The organism is Luteimonas cucumeris (assembly GCF_007830035.1).
In the GTDB taxonomy this organism is placed as follows: domain Bacteria; phylum Pseudomonadota; class Gammaproteobacteria; order Xanthomonadales; family Xanthomonadaceae; genus Luteimonas_C; species Luteimonas_C cucumeris.
The window spans coordinates 320,614-337,597 of sequence record NZ_VLKN01000004.1; the positions used below are offsets into that span (position 1 = coordinate 320,614).

General features: G+C 66.7%; 16 protein-coding genes. 11 read left to right on the forward strand and 5 right to left on the reverse strand.

Annotated features, from left to right (window positions below; all coding sequences use genetic code 11):
- Positions 1-52 precede the first annotated feature (52 nt).
- Both IP90_RS10210 and IP90_RS10215 read left to right on the forward strand, forming a co-directional pair.
- Complete coding sequence (locus IP90_RS10210; protein ID WP_144899523.1) at positions 53-475, forward strand: DNA polymerase III subunit chi; 423 nt, start codon at positions 53-55, stop codon at positions 473-475.
- A gap of 91 nt (positions 476-566) precedes the next feature.
- Positions 567-3,500, forward strand: a complete 2,934-nt coding sequence (locus IP90_RS10215; RefSeq protein ID WP_144899524.1) for a valine--tRNA ligase — start codon at positions 567-569, stop codon at positions 3,498-3,500.
- Between the two features lie 186 nt (positions 3,501-3,686).
- On the opposite strand, the gene rimI is transcribed toward IP90_RS10215, so the two are convergent.
- From rimI to pssA, 3 genes are read right to left on the reverse strand one after another with little or no spacing between them, the layout of a single operon-like run.
- Positions 3,687-4,178 carry a ribosomal protein S18-alanine N-acetyltransferase gene (gene rimI / locus IP90_RS10220; protein WP_144899525.1) on the reverse strand — a complete coding sequence of 164 codons (492 nt, stop codon included), beginning with the start codon at positions 4,176-4,178 and terminating at the stop codon, positions 3,687-3,689.
- Positions 4,175-4,474 (reverse strand): hypothetical protein, encoded by a 300-nt coding sequence (locus IP90_RS10225; protein WP_144899526.1) that lies wholly within the window; start codon positions 4,472-4,474, stop codon positions 4,175-4,177. The genes rimI and IP90_RS10225 overlap by 4 nt, the downstream gene beginning before the upstream one ends.
- On the reverse strand, positions 4,471-5,244 hold the full coding sequence (gene pssA, locus IP90_RS10230; RefSeq protein WP_144899527.1) for a CDP-diacylglycerol--serine O-phosphatidyltransferase: 774 nt from the start codon (positions 5,242-5,244) through the stop codon (positions 4,471-4,473). Before pssA ends, IP90_RS10225 begins: the two co-directional genes overlap by 4 nt.
- Before the next feature lie 112 nt (positions 5,245-5,356).
- On the opposite strand from pssA, the gene IP90_RS10235 reads away from it, so the two are divergent.
- The 3 genes from IP90_RS10235 (at position 5,357) to IP90_RS10245 (ending at position 7,888) form a co-directional block, all read left to right on the forward strand.
- Positions 5,357-5,746 (forward strand): DUF4124 domain-containing protein, encoded by a 390-nt coding sequence (locus tag IP90_RS10235; protein ID WP_144899528.1) that lies wholly within the window; start codon positions 5,357-5,359, stop codon positions 5,744-5,746.
- 19 nt (positions 5,747-5,765) lie between these two features.
- Positions 5,766-6,041 carry a DUF4124 domain-containing protein gene (locus tag IP90_RS10240; RefSeq protein ID WP_144899529.1) on the forward strand — a complete coding sequence of 92 codons (276 nt, stop codon included), beginning with the start codon at positions 5,766-5,768 and terminating at the stop codon, positions 6,039-6,041.
- Between the two features lie 134 nt (positions 6,042-6,175).
- Positions 6,176-7,888, forward strand: a complete 1,713-nt coding sequence (locus IP90_RS10245; RefSeq protein WP_144899669.1) for a proline--tRNA ligase — start codon at positions 6,176-6,178, stop codon at positions 7,886-7,888.
- Between the two features lie 21 nt (positions 7,889-7,909).
- On the opposite strand, the gene IP90_RS10250 is transcribed toward IP90_RS10245, so the two are convergent.
- A complete protein-coding gene (locus tag IP90_RS10250) occupies positions 7,910-9,157 on the reverse strand; it encodes a threonine/serine exporter family protein (RefSeq protein ID WP_242007549.1) in 1,248 nt (415 codons plus the stop codon).
- 218 nt (positions 9,158-9,375) lie between these two features.
- Between IP90_RS10250 and IP90_RS10255 the strand changes: the two genes are divergently transcribed.
- The 4 genes from IP90_RS10255 to IP90_RS10270 all read left to right on the forward strand — a co-directional run bounded on the left by IP90_RS10255 (position 9,376) and on the right by IP90_RS10270 (position 13,094).
- Positions 9,376-10,500 carry an MlaE family ABC transporter permease gene (locus IP90_RS10255; protein ID WP_144899530.1) on the forward strand — a complete coding sequence of 375 codons (1,125 nt, stop codon included), beginning with the start codon at positions 9,376-9,378 and terminating at the stop codon, positions 10,498-10,500.
- A gap of 85 nt (positions 10,501-10,585) precedes the next feature.
- Positions 10,586-11,437, forward strand: a complete 852-nt coding sequence (locus IP90_RS10260) for an ABC transporter ATP-binding protein (RefSeq protein WP_144899531.1) — start codon at positions 10,586-10,588, stop codon at positions 11,435-11,437.
- 2 nt (positions 11,438-11,439) lie between these two features.
- The gene (locus IP90_RS10265) at positions 11,440-12,366 is read left to right on the forward strand and encodes an MlaD family protein (RefSeq protein WP_144899532.1); all 927 of its coding nucleotides are present in this window, start codon (positions 11,440-11,442) and stop codon (positions 12,364-12,366) included.
- Between the two features lie 38 nt (positions 12,367-12,404).
- Positions 12,405-13,094 (forward strand): ABC-type transport auxiliary lipoprotein family protein, encoded by a 690-nt coding sequence (locus IP90_RS10270; RefSeq protein ID WP_144899533.1) that lies wholly within the window; start codon positions 12,405-12,407, stop codon positions 13,092-13,094.
- A gap of 72 nt (positions 13,095-13,166) precedes the next feature.
- Here IP90_RS10270 and IP90_RS10275 read toward each other — a convergent pair whose 3' ends face one another.
- On the reverse strand, positions 13,167-13,754 hold the full coding sequence (locus IP90_RS10275) for an alpha-ketoglutarate-dependent dioxygenase AlkB family protein (RefSeq protein ID WP_144899534.1): 588 nt from the start codon (positions 13,752-13,754) through the stop codon (positions 13,167-13,169).
- Positions 13,755-13,943: 189 nt separating this feature from the next.
- Between IP90_RS10275 and IP90_RS10280 the strand changes: the two genes are divergently transcribed.
- Both IP90_RS10280 and IP90_RS10285 read left to right on the forward strand, forming a co-directional pair.
- Entirely contained in the window at positions 13,944-15,551 is a 1,608-nt protein-coding gene (locus IP90_RS10280) for an electron transfer flavoprotein-ubiquinone oxidoreductase (protein WP_425477103.1), read from the forward strand.
- Between the two features lie 125 nt (positions 15,552-15,676).
- Complete coding sequence (locus tag IP90_RS10285) at positions 15,677-16,918, forward strand: hypothetical protein (protein WP_144899536.1); 1,242 nt, start codon at positions 15,677-15,679, stop codon at positions 16,916-16,918.
- Positions 16,919-16,984 lie beyond the last annotated feature (66 nt).

Here is a 16,984-nt window from a genome sequence, read left to right on the forward strand (position 1 = left end):
GCACTGCGCGTTCTACGAATCACGAATCCCAAATCACGAATCACGGCTTTTCATGCGCGCCGACTTCTACCTGATCGCCAAGGACCGCTTCAAGGCGCAGCCGCTGTTGCTGGTCTGCGAACTGGCGCGCAAGGCCCACGATGCCAACCTGTGGACGCTGGTGCTGGCGCGCGATGCGGCGCAGGCGGAGGAGCTCGACGAGCTGCTGTGGGCGTTCGACGACGACGCCTACATCCCGCACCAGATCGCCGGCAGCGATGACGAGGACGAACTGACGCCGGTGCTGATCGCCACGCCCGGGACCGACTCACCGATGCGCGCGCTGGTGATCAACCTGCGCGATGCCGCGGTCGAAGGCCGCTTCGAGCGCGTGCTGGAAGTGGTGCCGGCCGACGAATCCGCACGCGGCCCGCTACGCGAGCGCTGGCAGCAGTACAAGGCGCGCGGGCTGGAAGTCAACAAGCACGATATGTAAGAACGAGAATCGGGAATGGAGAATCGGGAATCGGCAAGTCCCTTACTCCGCACTTCCGATTCCCCACTCCCTATTCCCGATTCCCGTCTTTATGACCACTCTGAGTTCCGGCTACGAGCCGAAAGCCTTCGAAACCCGCCTCTACGCCGAGTGGGAAAACAGCGGCGTGTTCCAGCCGCAGGGCGACGGCCCGGCCTACACCATCCTGCTGCCGCCGCCGAACGTCACCGGCACCCTGCACATGGGCCACGCCTTCCAGCACACGCTGCAGGACGCGCTGATCCGCTATCACCGCATGCGCGGCTATCGCACGCTGTGGCAGATGGGTACCGACCACGCCGGCATCGCCACCGAGATGGTGGTCGCGCGCAACCTCGGCCGCGATGGCCTGACCCGCGATGGCTTGGGTCGCGACAAGTTCATCGAGAAAGTGTGGGAGTGGAAGGCCGAGTCCGGCGACACCATCGAGCGCCAGATGCGCCGCCTGGGCACGTCCGGCGACTGGACGCGCAGCATGTTCACGATGGATCCGATGGCCGCCGACGCGGTGACCGAAGCCTTCGTGCGCCTGCACGCACAGGGCCTGGTCTACCGCGGCAAGCGCCTGGTGAACTGGGACCCGGTGCTGAAGACCGCGATCTCCGACCTGGAGGTCGAGAACCGCGAAGTGCCCGGACACATGTGGCACTTCAAGTATCCGCTGGCCGGCGGCGAAACCTATGAATACATCGAGCGCGATGCCGACGGCAACGTCACCTTGCGCGAGACGCGCGACTACATCTCCATCGCCACCACACGTCCCGAAACCATGCTCGGCGACGGTGCCGTCGCGGTGCATCCTTCCGATGCGCGCTACGCGCCGATCGTCGGCAAGCTGTGCGAGATCCCGGTTGGACCGAAGCAGCATCGGCGCCTGATTCCGATCATCACCGACGACTATCCCGATCCGCACTTCGGTTCGGGCGCGGTGAAGATCACTGGCGCGCACGATTTCAACGATTACCAGGTCGCGAAGCGCAATGGCATTCCGCTGTACGCACTGATGGACGAACAGGCGCGGATGCGTACCGACGGCCTGTCCTACCTCGACAGCGCCGCCATCGCCGGCCGTGCGGCGCGCGGCGAGGACGTCGGCGACGTGTCCGCCGTGAACCTGGTGCCGGACGAACTGCGCGGCCTCGACCGCTACGATGCACGCGCCCGCGTGGTCGCCGAGATCACCGCCGAAGGCCTGACCGTGACTGACGCCGAAGGCGCGCCGCTGGTCGATTCGAAGCCGATCATGCAGCCGTTCGGTGACCGCAGCGGCCAGGTGATCGAGCCGTTCCTCACCGACCAGTGGTTCGTGAAGATGGACGGGCTCGCCAAGCGCGGCTTGGACCTGGTCGAATCCGGCCAGGTGAAGTTCGTTCCGGCGAACTGGATCAACACCTATCGCCACTGGCTGGAGAACATCCAGGATTGGACCATCAGCCGCCAGCTGTGGTGGGGTCACCGCATTCCGGCGTGGTTCGACGAAGCAGGCAACGTCTACGTCGCGCGCAACGAGGAAGAAGCGCGGATGAAGGCGCCTCCGGGCGCGCTGTTGCGTCAGGATGACGATGTGCTTGAGACCTGGTTCTCGTCCGCGATGTTCCCGTTCTCGACCATGGGCTGGCCCGACGCAGCGCTCATGCGCGAGCGCGGCTTCGACGAATTCCTGCCGACCAGCGTGCTGGTCACCGGCTTCGACATCATCTTCTTCTGGGTCGCCCGGATGATCATGATGACCGACGCGCTCACCGCGAAGATCCCGTTCCAGGACGTCTACATCACCGGCCTGGTGCGCGACAAGGATGGACAGAAAATGTCCAAGTCCAAGGGCAACATCCTCGACCCGCTGGACATCATCGACGGCATCCCGCTTGACGATCTGATCGCCAAGCGCACCACCGGCCTGATGCAGCCGAAGATGGCCGAGAAGATCGAAAAGGCCACGCGCAAGGAATTCCCGGACGGCATCGCCGCCCACGGGGCCGACGCGCTGCGTTTCACCATGACCGCACTGGCCGGACCCGGCCGCGACATCAAGTTCGACCTGGGCCGCGCCGAAGGCTACAAGAACTTCTGCAACAAGCTGTGGAACGCGAGCCGGTTCGTGTTGATGAACACCGACGGCTTCAGCGCGGGCGGCGCCCCGCAGCCGGTGACCGACGCGGAACGCTGGATCCTCGCGCGCCTTGCGAAAGTCAGCGAACAGGCAGCCATCCACTTCGCCAACTACCGTTTCGACCTGCTCGCACAGGCGCTGTACGAATTCGCCTGGAACGAGTTCTGCGACTGGTTCGTGGAGCTGGCCAAGCCAGCGCTGCAAGGCAGCGACCAGGCCGCCGCCGACAGCACCCGCCACACCCTGCTGCATGTGCTGGAAGCGCTGCTGCGCCTGCTGCACCCGCTGATCCCGTTCGTCACCGAAGAACTGTGGCGGCAGGTCGCGCCGAAGCTGCGCATCGCCGGCGACACGATCTCGCTGCAGCGGTATCCACAGGCCGATGGATCCGGCGCGCAGGGTTTCGCGCAGGCCGAAGCCGACATCGAATGGCTCAAGCAGATGGTGTCCGCGCTGCGCCGTATCCGCAGCGAGCTTGGCGTGTCGCCCACGCGTACGGTGAAGCTGCTGGCACAGGGCGGCACGGCGAACGATGCCGCCCGGCTGGAACGTTTCGCCTCGCAGCTGAAGTTCCTCAACCGGCTCGAAGCCATCGAAACGATCGCCGGCGATCCGCCGCCGGCCGCCGCCGGCATCGTCGGCGAGTTGAAGCTGTTCGTGCCGCTGGAAGGCCTGGTCGACCTCGACGCCGAGCGCGCGCGTCTGGACAAGGAGATCAAGCGCGTCGGCGGCGAAAGGGCCAAGTCAGAAAACAAGCTGGCCAGCGAGACCTTCGTGAACAACGCGCCGGCCGCGGTGGTGGAACAGGAACGCCAGCGGCTGGCCGACTGGACCGCGCAACTCGACGCACTGACCGCGCAACGCGCACGGCTCTGAGCCCCACTCCTCGAGGAGCGGCTTCAGCCGCGAGTTTTTTGCTGTCATCCCGAGCGCAGCGAGGGACCTGCTTGGTGGGACTCACAAGAGCAAAAGCAGATCCCTCGCTGCGCTCGGGATGACAGGTAAAAAGATCGGGGGATCGCGGCTGAAGCCTCTCCGATAAAGCAACGCACCATCGCCCGATTAATCGGCGAACAACTCCATCGCCATCACGATCGCATCCTCGCGCCCGTCCCTGGCCGGGTAATAGCGCGGACGGCGGCCGATCTCGTTGAAGCCCTCGTCGTGGTACAGCGCGATCGCGTGCGGGTTCGATGGCCGCACTTCCAGGAACATGCGGCGCACGCCGCGGCCGCGCGCGAGCTGCAACAGCGCGCGCAACAGCCGGCGGCCGTGGCCGCGGCCCTGCGCTTCGGGCGCGGTGCAGATGTTGAGGATATGCGCTTCGTCGGCGGCGATGCTGAGCACGCCGTAGCCGATGATCGCCTCATCCTGCAGCAGCACCCACGCCGGATAGTCGGCACGCAGGCAGTCGCGCAGGATGCCGCGCGTCCACGGGAACGGATAGGCGCGCTGTTCGATCGCGATCACCGTATCCAGGTCGTCCTCGCGCATCGGCCGTAGCGAGGTCGCACTGCCGGCATCCTCTCGGGTATCGGCGGCGACCGCGCTCATGGCCGCCGGTCCTGCCTGAGTGCGTCCTGCCGCAGCGCGCGCAGACGCGGCCACAAGGCGCGCTTGCCGGCGGCATCGCCGCGCAGATTTCGCGCGGCGGCCAGCAATGGCTGCAGCGCATCGTCCGTCGCCTCGCGGCAGGCGGCACGCAGGACCGCGCGTTGCAGCGGCGTCAGCGCGGCTGTTTGCGCGACCGTCTCGAGGGGCGGCGCGGGTGACGGCTCGGCATCGGCCAGCCGGTACAGCGTATGCCCGAGCGCGTCGAGTACCTCACGCTGGAACGCATCCCAGCTCACGGCATCGGTTCCACCGTGCCGATCCGGCGACGCTTGAACCACAACACCGGCCCGGACAGCGCATACAGGCCCGCCGCGACCAGCAGGGTTTTCGGCGGATCGATCCACAACGCGATCAGCACCGCCACCGCGATCAGCAGCGCGAAGAACGGCACGCGATCCGACTTCGGCCCGCTGCCGCTGCCCTTGAAGCTGTTGTAGCGCAGCCGGCTGACCATCAGCAGCCCGGCGACCACCGACACCGCGACGGCGGCATAGCGCAGGTCCTCGCCGACCAGGCCCAGGTCATGGCAGGTCCATACGAAACTGGCCATCAGGCCGGCGGCGGCCGGGCTCGCCAGGCCGATGAACCAGCGCTTGTCGACCTGTCCCACCTGGCTGTTGAAGCGCGCCAGCCGCAGCGCCGCGCAGGCGGCATACAGGAAGGCGGCCAGCCAGCCGACGCGGCCGGCGGTCAGCCCGTCCAGCTTCAGCGACGCCAGCGCCCAGTGGTACATCACCAGCGCCGGCGCCATGCCGAAGCTGACCAGGTCGGCCAGCGAGTCGTACTGCACGCCGAATTCGCTCTGGGTGTTGGTCAGGCGAGCGACCCGGCCGTCGATGCCGTCCAGGATCCCGGCCACGAAGATCGCCACGCACGCGGCCTCGAAACGCCCCTGCGAGGCGGCGATGATCGCGAAGAAGCCGGCGAACAGGCCGCCGGTGGTGAACAGGTTCGGCAGCAGGTAGATGCCGCGCGGGCGCGGTCTTGGCGGAAGGGCATCGGTCATCGGCAAAGTGTAGCCGCTCGGCCGAGTGTCGAAGCTGTGACCGAGCCGACTTGCGCCGGTCAGGCCGCGATGCTGCAATCCCGCCCCTACTTACGCCCCGCAGGAGTTACCGATGCTACGTCTGGCCATGGGAATGGTGCTGTGCCTGGCTGCCGCCGCTGTCTCGGCGCAGTCTGCCGCCTACCAGTGGAAGGATGCCAACGGCGTCACCCAGTACTCCAGCACGCCGCCGCCGGCGGGCGCCTACAAGGTCCGCGCCGTCAACGACAGCGGCGCCAGCCTGGCCAGCACCGAAACGGCGGCGACTCCGGCCGAGGCGCCCGAATGCGCCACCGCACGCAAGAACCTCGAGCTGCTGCAGGGCCAGGGTGCCGTGCAGATGGACAGCGACGGCGACGGCAAGCCGGACAAGACCCTGTCCGACGCCGACCGCGGCAACCAGCTGGCGCTGGCCGAAGCCACGCTGAAGGCCAACTGCGCCGCGGCGCCCGCCAAACCCTGATCGATCGCCCAACACCGCCATGCGCCTGACCTGGGCCCTCGTCGCCGGACTCGCGCTCGGCATCGGCGTGGCCTGGTGGTGGTCGCGCGACACGCCGGAGGAAGCCGCGCGCAAACGCGAACGCGCCGAGCAGGCCGCAGCGGCGAATGCCGAGGACGCCCGGCCGGTACTGTATCGCTGGGTCAACGACGAAGGCGTCGTCCAGCTCACCGACCAGCCGCCCAAAGGTCGCAAATACAGGAAGATCGACCTGCAGCCGCAGCCGGGCATGCAGGTCGACGGCCGTCGCGAGTAGCCGCGTTTCGTAGCGTGCGCTGTGCGCACGACCGGCGTCACACGTGCGCAAAGCGCACGCTACGTATCGGCCGCCAATTGGGCCCGGCGTGCTGCATGGCACAATGCCAGACCCTGCTCGATGAAACCGCACCGATGCGCCTCTCGCGATTCCACCTGCACACCACCAAGGAAACTCCGGCCGACGCCGAGATCGTCAGCCACCGGCTGATGCTGCGCGCCGGCATGCTGCGCAAGCTGGCCGCCGGCCTGTACACATGGTCGCCGCTGGGCCTGCGCGTGCTGCGCAAGGTGGAACGCATCGTGCGCGAGGAAATGGATCGCGCCGGCGCGATCGAAGTCTCGATGCCGACGATCCAGCCGCGTGAGCTGTGGGAAGAAACCGGGCGCTGGCAGAAGTTCGGCGGCCAGCTGCTCAAGATCAAGGATCGCAAGGACGCCGAGTACTGCTACGCGCCGACCGCCGAGGAAGTGATCACCGATTTCGCGCGCAGCGAACTGTCCAGCTACAAGCAGCTGCCGGTGAACTTCTACCAGGTACAGACCAAGTTCCGCGACGAGATCCGCCCGCGTTTCGGCGTGATGCGCGCGCGCGAATTCCTGATGAAGGATGCGTACTCGTTCCACCTGACCGATGCCGACCTGGTACGCGAGTACCAGAACATGCACGCGGCCTACACCCGCATCTTCACCCGGCTGGGATTGAAGTTCCGCGCGGTGCAGGCCGATTCCGGCGCGATCGGCGGCGACGCCTCGCAGGAATTTCATGTGCTGGCGGATTCGGGCGAGGACGCGATCGCCTTCTCCACCGGTTCCGATTACGCCGCGAACGTCGAAGCCGCGCAGGCGGCAGCGCCCGACGCGCGTCCCGCCGCAGGCGAGGCGATGCGCAAGGTCGACACGCCGACGCAGAAGACCTGCGAAGACGTGGCGGCGTTGCTGGGCATCGCGCTGCAGCGCACCGTCAAGTCGATCGCGGTCATGACCGGCGACGCGGCTTCCGGACAGCAGTTCGTGCTGGCGCTGGTGCGTGGCGACCACGCCGTCAACGAGATCAAGCTGGCCAAGGTCGCCGGCCTCGCCGACTACCGGCTGGCGAGCGAGGCGGAAATCCTCGAACACCTCGGCAGCGAACCGGGCTTCCTCGGCCCGGTCAGTACGCGCAAGCCGGTCCGCGTGATCGCCGACCGCGAGGTGGCGGCCATGGCCGATTTCGTGGTCGGCGCCAACGAAGCCGGCCTGCATATCGCCGGCGTCAACTGGGGCCGCGACCTGCCCGAGCCCGACGTGGTCGCCGACATCCGCAACGTGGTCGAGGGCGACCGCGCCCAAGACGGCGGCGAACTGCGCCTGGCGCGCGGCATCGAGGTCGGCCACGTGTTCCAGCTCGGCCGCAAGTACGCCGAGGCGATGCGCGCCACCGTGCTCGACGAGAACGGCAAGGCCACGGTGATGTCGATGGGCTGCTACGGCATCGGCGTGAGCCGCATCGTGGCCGCGGCGATCGAGCAGAACCACGACGACGCCGGCATCCTCTGGCCCGAGCCGATGGCGCCGTGGCGGGTGGCGGTGTGCGTGATCAACCCGAAGAACGACGCGGCCGTCGCCGCCGCCGCGGAATCGCTGTACGCGGAATTGAATGCCGCGGGCCACGAAACGGTGCTCGACGACCGCGGCCTGCGCGCCGGCGCGATGTTCGCCGACATCGAACTGATCGGCATCCCGCATCGCGTGGTCGTGTCCGAACGCGGACTGGCGGCCGGCACGTTCGAATATCGCGCGCGCGGCGCCGGCGAATCGGAGAACCTCGACCGCGCGGCACTGCTGAAAAAGCTCGCACGCACGTAAGGCGGCCGGCCTGCGCCCGCCCTACAGGCTGCGGCGCGTGGGTGCGATCAGGTTGCCGAACAACATGCCGGCGATCAGCGCCAGCAGGATGTTGAGCACCGTGATCAGGGCCGCCTGGCCGACGTCGAGGTTCTGCTGCTGCACGAACGTCAGCAGCCCGCGCAGGCTGGTGCTGCCCGGCACCAGCATGATGATGCCGGGCACGCGGATCAGCGCGCCGGGGCGATGGCGCCAGCTGGCGTAGATGTTGCCCGCCGCGGTCATCACCAGCGCGGCCACGAACACGCCCGCCTCGCTGCCCCAGGCCTGTCCGGCGGTGCGCGAGATCAGATAGCCCGTGGCGGCGGCGAGCATCACGATCGCGAAATCGCGGCGCCCGGCACGGAACAGGATCCCGAACGCGAACGTCGCCAGCACCAGTGCGCCGCCTTCCACCCACATCGGCTGTGGGCGCGAGTAGCGGACTTCCGGCTCGATGCCCAGCAGCTGTGCCACGGCCAGCGCGGTCATCGTGCCGATGGTCAGCTTGAGCACGGTCATCACCGCACCGGCGAAACGCGCGGTGCCCGACACCAGGTGCTGGCTGGCGAGTTCGTTGACCGCGTTGGTCAGGGCCAAGCCGGGCAGCAGCACGATCAGTGAGGCGATGATGACGGTGTTGAGGTTGAGCGGCCCGACGAATGCCGCGACCAGCACCACGACAGCGGTGGCCACCACCGCGGCCAGCGCATCGCTGGCCTCCTTCATCAGCGGACGCCGCTCGGACAGCAGCTCGACCAGGCCGATCGCCAGCCCGGTCAGCCCTGCGGTGGCGATGTCCAGCCACGGCAGCCGCAGCAGCCCGGCAAGGGCCGCGGCGGCCAGGCCGAAGGCCAGCACCTGCATCGTCCGCCAGCGCGCGCTGGGCAGGCGGTCCAGGCGTTCCAGTGCGGCGCGTCCTCCTGCCAGGTCCAGGCGCCCGCTGGTGACGTCCTCGGCGATGCGGTCGGCCTCGCACAGCTTGTGCAGATCGGTCTGGCCGGGCGCCAGCCGCACCACGCGGGTGGTGTCGGATTCGCCTGGCGGCCGCGACGGATCGCTGAACGACAGGATCATCCCAGTCGGATTGGACCACGGCTCGCAGTCCAGCTTCAGCCGCTGCGCCACCGCCACCACCGCCGCTTCCAGCCGCTGCGCCGTGGTGCCGTACGTGTGCAGGCGCCCGGCCATGTCGACGACGAATTCGACGCGCGCGGCATAGCGTTCGCTGGCGGGAGAGAAGATGGACACGCGTGATCGGACCGCAAAGGAGGGAGCGACAGCATCGCATGCCGATGCGCGCGGACGCAGCCGTGACGACATCGTCGAGGCCATGAGCCTACGGCCCTTTCCACCCGCAGCATTGTCGAATGCGTTCCGAAGCGGCGAAAGCGCGCCGCGGCCGTGAAATCCGCAGGCCACCGCCGCGGATAGCCGCGCCTACGCTTTGCATGGGAAACTGCCCCGGCATGCCCACCTCTGCGACCGCCAACGCCGTCCCGCAGATCACCGTCGCCGACGGCGACAGTGGCCGCCTGCAACTGCGCGGCCGCTGGACGCTGCGTTTCGCCGACCAGGTCGCCGAAGCCCTGCGCGCGGCGCCCCAGGACACCCGCACCATCGATGCGCGCGCGATCGACCGGCTCGACTCGGCCGGCGTGCTGCTGCTACTGCGCTTCCTGCGCCGGCGCGGTCTGGAGTTCGAAGCGATCGAATTCCGCGACGACCACCGTGCGCTGGTCACCACCATCGAGGACGTCTCCGACGATCGCCCGCGCAGGAAGCGCGATTACGGCTTCGAAGCCGCGCTTGCGCGCCTAGGCATGGCGGTGCAGGCGAACTGGAACGAGACCATCGCCCTGGTCAGCTTCATGGGCGAGAACCTGTCGAAAATGCTGCGGCTGTTCAAGGAGCCGCGTCGCTTCCGCCTGACCGCGACCGTCTTCCACATGGAACAGGTCGGCCTGGACGCCGTGCCACTGGTGGTGCTGCTGTCGTACCTGGTCGGCGCGGTGATCGCCTTCCTCGGTTCGACCATCCTGGCCGACTTCGGCGCGACGATCTTCGTGGTGGAACTGGTCAGCATCGCCTTCCTGCGCGAGTTCGGCGTGCTTCTGACCGCGATCATCCTGGCCGGCCGCACCGCCAGCGCATTCACCGCGCAGATCGGCGCGATGGTCAGCCGCGAAGAGGTCGATGCGATCCGCACGCTCGGCCTGGATCCGATCGACCTGCTGGTGCTGCCGCGCGTGATCGCGCTGCTGATCATGCTGCCGCTGCTGACCTTCATCGCGATGGTGGCCGGCCTGGCCGGCGGCGTCACCGTCGGCGCCTTCAGCCTGGACATCCCGCCGCCAGCGTACCTGGCGCGCATGCAGGACACCTTCGAGTTGCGGCACATGCTAGTCGGCCTGTCGAAGGCGCCGATATTCGCGTTGCTGATCGCGCTGATCGGCTGCCTGGAAGGCCTGCAGGTACAAGGCACCGCGCAGTCGGTCGGCGAACGCACCACCTCCAGCGTGGTGCAGACGATCTCGCTGGTGATCGTGATCGACGCGATCGCGGCGATCTGGTTCATGGAGATGGGGTGGTGAGGCGGCCGGGAATCGGGAATCGGGAATCGGGAATCGCAAAGGCGGGAAGCGCGCGGCATGTGGCTCCTGCTGCGGAGCCTTTATCTTGACGATTCCCGATTCCCGACTCCCGACTCCCGAAGATCGCGAAACGATCGTATCGGTGCGCGGCCTGGTCAACCGCTTCGGCGAGCAGGTCGTGCACGACGGGCTGGACCTGGACGTGTATCGCGGCGAGATCCTCGGCGTGGTCGGCGGCTCGGGCACCGGCAAGTCGGTGCTGATGCGTTCGATCCTGGCGCTGCGTCGCCCCGACGAAGGCCGGATCGAGGTGCTGGGCGTGGATGCGCGATCGCAGGATCCGCAGGATCGCCGCCATATCGAGCGCAACACCGGCGTGCTGTTCCAGGACGGCGCGCTGTTCTCGTCGCTGAGCGTCGGCGAGAACGTGCAGGTGCCACTGAAGGAGTACTACCCCGGCATGACCGATTCGCTGCGCTACGAACTGGCGCTGCTGAAGGTGAAGCTGTCGGGCCTGCCGGCCGATGCGCTGGACAAGCTGCCTTCGCAGCTATCCGGCGGCATGCGCAAGCGCGCCGGGCTGGCGCGCGCGCTGGCGCTGGATCCGCCGTTGCTGTTCCTCGACGAACCCACCGCCGGCCTCGACCCGATCGGCGCGGCCGCGTTCGACCAGCTGATCCGCACCCTGCAACAGGCGCTGGGATTGACCGTATTCCTGATCACACACGATCTCGACACGCTATACGCTATCTGCGACCGGATCGCGGTGCTGGCCGACCGCAAGGTGATCGCGGTGGCGCCGATGGCGGAAGTCGAGCAGCTCGAGCATCCGTGGGCGCACGAATATTTCCACGGCCCGCGCGCGCGGGCCGCGCAAGAGGCCCGCGAACGCGAAGCCAACGGCGACGGTCCGCGCACCCAGACACAGGCGATGTGACGATGGAAACCAGAGCCAACTACGTGCTGATCGGCGTCTTCACCATCGCGGTGGCGATCTTCGGCCTGCTGTTCGCGCTGTGGGCGGCGAAATATTCGTCGGAGAAAAGCTTCCGCGAGTTCGACGTGGTCTTCAACGAGCCGGTCACCGGCCTGACCGTAGGCAGCAGCGTGCAGTACAACGGCATCGCCATCGGCACCGTGCAGGACCTGCGGCTGGCACCGAACGACCCGCGCCAGGTGATCGCGCGCCTGAAGCTGCAGGCCGACGCGCCGATCCGCACCGACACCCGCGCCAAGATGTCGATGACCAGCCTCACCGGCAGCCCGATCATCCAGCTCACCGGTGGCGATCCGAACAGCCCACCGCTGCGGGAGACGCCCGGTCGCGAGGTGCCGGTGATCCAGACCGAACCTTCGGCGCTGCAGAACATCGCCGACACCGCGAACCGGCTGGTGGAGCGCATGGACAAGCTGCTGAGCGAGGAGAACGTCAAGCGCATCTCCAGCACGCTGGACAACATCGAGACGCTGACCGCTTCGGTCGCCGACCAGCGCGAGGACCTGCGCGCGCTGATCGTCAACGCGCGCAAATCCAGCGAGCAGCTGTCGAAGACGCTGGTCACCGCGGATCGCGCCGTCAACAACGTCGACCGCGAACTGGTGCAGAAACTGCCGGAGCTGATCGCCAAGCTCGACAGCACCCTGACCCGGCTGGACTCCGCGGCCAAGGGCGCCGACAGCATCCTCAACGACAACCGCGCGGCAATCGGCAGCTTCGCCAACGACGGCCTGGCCCAGCTCGGCCCGACCCTGGCCGAACTGCGCTCGCTGATCCGCGACCTGCGCCGGGTCAGCGACCGCCTCGACGGCAATCCCGCGCGCTACCTGCTCGGTCGCGATGCACCCAAGGAGTACGAGCCGAAATGAGAACGACGGGAATCGGACTGCGAAATCACCCGCGTGCAATGGATCGGCCGCAGGCGCCGCGCAACGGCGCGCAGCCTGCGTCGCGCAGGCCGGCCGCGATCGTCGTCGCCATCGCACTTGCGTGCGCGCTGCTGCTCGGCGGCTGCTCGTCGATCCTCGGTGGTTCGCCACGCGACCGGGTCACGACCTATGCGCCGGATCCGCGCATCAGTGCCGATCCTGCCTGGCCGGCCGTGACCTGGCAGTTGGCGATCGTGCCGCCGACGTCGGCGCGCTGGACCGACAGCCTGCGCATCGCCGTGCGGCCGACACCTGGCGAACTGCAGGTCTACAAGGGCGCCAACTGGGCGAAACCGCCGACGGTGATGATCGAGGACGCGATCCTGCGCGGGCTGGAGGATTCCGGCCGCATCCCTGCGGTCGCGCGACAGGCCAGCGGCATCTCCGCCGACTACCGGCTGATCATGGACCTGCGCCGTTTCGAGGCCGACTACGCCGGCGCGGCGGTGCCGTCGGCCGTGATCGAGCTCAACGCGATGCTGCTGCACCGCGTCGACCAGCAGGTGGTGTCCTCGCGCACCTTCCTGTCGAAGCAGGTCGCGGCGAGTACCGCCATCCCCGATGTCGCCGCGGCCTTCGATCCGGCCCTGGGCGACATCGCGAAACAAGTGGCCGGCTGGACATTGACCGAAGGTGCCGTGCACGACCACAGCCATCGCCAGCCCTGACGTACAAAGGCTGTCATCCCGAGCGCAGCGAGGAACCTGTCTCTCGCTAGCGACTTTCCGGAACGATCAGACTCAACCCACGATCCTGCGAAAAGTCAGGTTGATCCGCTCTCCCACCGGCCGCGCGGTGCGCGGCAACGCATGCCGGTAATGGCGCTGCGTGTCGCCGGCCATCACCAGCAGGCTGCCCGGCACAAGATCCAGAGCCAGCTTCACCGACGGATCGCGACGCTGCCTGAGCACGAAGCGACGCGTCGCACCCAGGCTCACGGATGCGATCACCGGTTGTGGCCCGAGTTCCACCTCGCTGTCGCTGTGCCAGCCCATCGCATCGCGCCCATCGCGGTAGAGATTGGCCAGCACACTGTTGAAGGCAATTCCCAACTCGCGCGACAGGCGTTGGCGAACCGGCAGCAACACCTCCGGCCATGGCCGCGGCACGAAGCGTGTACCGGAATAGGTGTAAGCCGCACCCGGATCGCCGATCCAGCAACTCAGTCGCGGCGAGTCCACTTCACGCCCGAACAGGCGGATCCGATGCGTTTCCCAGGGCACGCGCATGCGCAATTCCTGGAACAGCGCTTGATGCGCGTCGGCCTGCAGCCACGCCGCGTCCAGCGCGATATCGGCATCAGGCAAGGGCAGCGGCGACAACGGCATGGCCCACGCTAGCACGCCCCTGGTGGCAGCAGCCTCCGGCCGCGATGGGCCTCCCAGCGCCATGGATCGCCGCGCGAAGCCGGTACCGCGGGCCGCGATTTGCCGCTTCCACACCAAAACCGCGACAATCGCAGTCATGCAAGCCAGGCTGCCAGCATGAGCGGAGACACCGACCAGAGCACCGAAACGATGGATGCGATCGAGCGCGACGTGATGGAGTACGACGTGGTTGCCGTCGGCGCCGGCCCGGCCGGCCTGTCGTTCGCGATCCGCCTCAAGCAGCTCAATCCGGAGCTGTCGGTCTGCGTGATTGAAAAGTCGAGCACGATCGGCGCGCACATCCTGTCCGGCGCTGTGATCGAGACCGGCCCGCTCGATGCGCTGCTGCCGGACTGGCGCGACAATCCGCCGCCGATCTGCGTACCGGCGACCGAGGACGAATTCTGGCTGCTCAGCAAGACCGGTGGTCGCAAGCTGCCGGTGCCACCGGGCATGCACAACAAGGGCAACGTGATCGTCAGCCTCGGCGCGATGTGCGCATGGCTGGCGCCGCAGGCCGAGGCGCTGGGCGTTGAGATCTATCCCGGCTTCGCCGCCGCCGAAACCCTGCACGACGCCGACGGAAAAGTCATCGGCGTGCGCATCGGCGACATGGGCGTGGCCAAGGACGGATCGCACAAGCCCGGCTACACCGCCGGCATCGACATCCACGCCAAGGTCACCGTGCTCGCCGAAGGCGCGCGCGGACATCTGACCAAGCGGCTGGTGAAGCGTTTCGGGCTGGATGCCGACAGCGATCCGCAGGGCTATTCCATCGGCATCAAGGAACTATGGCAGGTGCCGGCCGGACGCGTGTCGCCGGGCAGGATCGTGCACAGCTTCGGCTGGCCGGCCGACAGCAGGACCTACGGCGGCAGTTTCCTGTATCACCTGGACCAGGACCGCATCGCGCTGGGTTACGTCAGCGGGCTCGACTACCAGGATCCGGACTACAAACCCTGGGAAGCCTTCCAGCAATGGAAGAACCACCCGATGATCAAGCCGCTGCTGGAAGGCGGCAACATCCTGTCGGCCGGCGCGCGCGCGATCGTCACCGGCGGCTGGCAATCGCTGCCCAAGACCGAAATGCCCGGCGCGCTGCTGATCGGCGATGCTGCCGGCCTGCTCAACGTGCCCAAGGTGAAAGGCACGCATCAGGCGATCCGCAGCGGCATGCTGGCCGCCGAGCACCTCGTGCAATCGCTGGACAGCGCCGGATTCGATACCCGCCTGCGCGCTTCCGAAGCGATGGCGGAATTGAAGAAGGTGCGCAACATCAAGCCCGGCTTCAAGCGTGGCCTGTGGCTCGGCATGTTGAACGCCGCCTGGGAAACCGTCACCGGCGGCCTGTCGCCATGGACATTGAAGAACAAGCCGGACTGGTCGTCGCTGGACAAACTCGGCGAGCACGAACAGCCCAAGCGCGATTACCTGCAACGCGAACTCGCACCGCGCGACCGCCTGCAGGGCGTCTACTACGCCGCCACCGAACACGACGAAGACCAGCCGGTGCACCTGCGCGTCGCCGACACCGACATCTGCGTCACCCGCTGCGTCGAGGAATACGGCAACCCCTGCACCCGCTTCTGCCCGGCGGCCGTCTACGAGATCGTCGAGGACGCCGGCAGCGGCAAGCGCCTGCAGATCAACGCCGCCAACTGCGTGCACTGCAAGACCTGCGACATCAAGGACCCGTACGAGATCATCAACTGGGTCACACCTGAAGGTGGTTCCGGGCCAAATTACCAGAATCTCTAGGACTCAATCCTGCACCCTGATCGGCCACAGGCGTCGCTAGACACGAGGCGGCGCACGCGATGAAAACAAGGGCTCAGCTGCACGGGGTCGCAGTACCCTCAATTGTCGTGAGAATCGCGGTCCCCATGGAATGCGTTCTGGGCAACCGCGTGCTGTTCGGCTTTGAAGTATTGATGATTCTTGCAATCAGCATTCAGCTTGCACTTTGGTTCCGACCCGAGCCACATAGCGATTGGGCATATTACTGGGCTGCAGCTGGCGACGTAACGCGATATGAGCGCGGTGGCTTGAGCCTTTGGCTGCTCGCTATTCCCAAGGCGCTGGGCTGGTCGCCACTTGCTTCCGCCTTGGCGCTCAACTGCCTTGCAGCATTGTTGTTGCTCTGCTCCTCGCGCGCACTCGACCCCACTGCGGCGCGATGGTTCGGCCTCCTGGTCGCCCTGTACCTGCTTTTGATCACCCCTTTCTTCAGCATTGTTCAACTAGATATGCTGGCTGCAGCGCAACTGGCAGTCGGCGTGTGGTTGCTGGCATCGCCGCCATCCCGCTGGTCAAGGAGATTTACCTTCTTTGTCGCTGCTGTGATGATCGCCGCGGGCGTATCGACCAAACCGCAGTACGCGCTGACTCTATGGGCCATGCTGGGTCTGTTCGTGGCCGCCTGGCTGGTGTTGAAACGCCGAATGCATCCGTTTCTGCCGATATTGTTCGCGGTATTGTTGGCCGGTTCGGTAACGGGGTTCACGATCGACTTGGGTTTACGCGCCCTCAGTGGTCGCAGTGAAGCCATCCGCACAAACTCTGCAGTCACGCTCTATAGCGGCTTGTTGGTCTCCGGCACAGGGCCGAGGTGCGGCTATTGGTCGGCTGGCGCTGCCGAAGCGGCCAAGGCAGACCTCAGCAAGCCATTGCACCATGCAGTACTCGATCGACTAGCGCAGAAACCTCCCACGCACTGGATATCGGTCATTGGCTGCAAGCTGCCGGAAATCTTCCGCCCAGGACCTTATGCCCTTTATTGGCTAGTCGAATCGCCCAATATCCGGACAAGAATCGATGCCGATCCCCGAAGGACGGAAATCGATGCCGCCTACCGTCGAGCACTGTGGTGGGAAAGTCATGCATATAGCGCCTTAACGCTGTCGATTCTGGCCATGGCTGCCTTCACGTGCATCGCAATGTGGCGAAACGCGCCATTGCTCGCTCTTCTTCCCGTCCTATGGATCACTTCGTTCTGGGTAGTACATATCGTGTTCGAGATCCAGGGGCGCTACTTTCTTGGCATCTTCCTACTCGTCCCCCTACTCTGCTCCATTGCATTGCGCGTACCACGCGGCGTATGCGGACAAATCTCGCCAAAGTACTGACCGTTCACCTCGCAGCATGGCTGCGAGCTACGACGGCATCCCACGAGGCACCACCTGCCGAACCGC

Bases quoted from the DNA above. Each gene is read 5' to 3' on its own strand.
- IP90_RS10210 (WP_144899523.1), top strand. From the start codon at position 53: ATGCGCGCCGACTTCTACCTGATCGCCAAGGACCGCTTCAAGGCGCAG.
- IP90_RS10280 (WP_425477103.1), top strand. From the start codon at position 13,944: ATGGATGCGATCGAGCGCGACGTGATGGAGTACGACGTGGTTGCCGTC.
- IP90_RS10235 (WP_144899528.1), top strand. From the start codon at position 5,357: ATGCTACGTCTGGCCATGGGAATGGTGCTGTGCCTGGCTGCCGCCGCT.
- IP90_RS10275 (WP_144899534.1), bottom strand. From the start codon at position 13,754: ATGCCGTTGTCGCCGCTGCCCTTGCCTGATGCCGATATCGCGCTGGAC.
- IP90_RS10245 (WP_144899669.1), top strand. From the start codon at position 6,176: ATGCGCCTCTCGCGATTCCACCTGCACACCACCAAGGAAACTCCGGCC.
- IP90_RS10215 (WP_144899524.1), top strand. From the start codon at position 567: ATGACCACTCTGAGTTCCGGCTACGAGCCGAAAGCCTTCGAAACCCGC.
- IP90_RS10265 (WP_144899532.1), top strand. From the start codon at position 11,440: ATGGAAACCAGAGCCAACTACGTGCTGATCGGCGTCTTCACCATCGCG.
- IP90_RS10255 (WP_144899530.1), top strand. From the start codon at position 9,376: ATGCCCACCTCTGCGACCGCCAACGCCGTCCCGCAGATCACCGTCGCC.
- IP90_RS10285 (WP_144899536.1), top strand. From the start codon at position 15,677: ATGGAATGCGTTCTGGGCAACCGCGTGCTGTTCGGCTTTGAAGTATTG.
- IP90_RS10240 (WP_144899529.1), top strand. From the start codon at position 5,766: ATGCGCCTGACCTGGGCCCTCGTCGCCGGACTCGCGCTCGGCATCGGC.
- IP90_RS10270 (WP_144899533.1), top strand. From the start codon at position 12,405: ATGGATCGGCCGCAGGCGCCGCGCAACGGCGCGCAGCCTGCGTCGCGC.
- pssA (WP_144899527.1), bottom strand. From the start codon at position 5,244: ATGACCGATGCCCTTCCGCCAAGACCGCGCCCGCGCGGCATCTACCTG.
- rimI (WP_144899525.1), bottom strand. From the start codon at position 4,178: ATGAGCGCGGTCGCCGCCGATACCCGAGAGGATGCCGGCAGTGCGACC.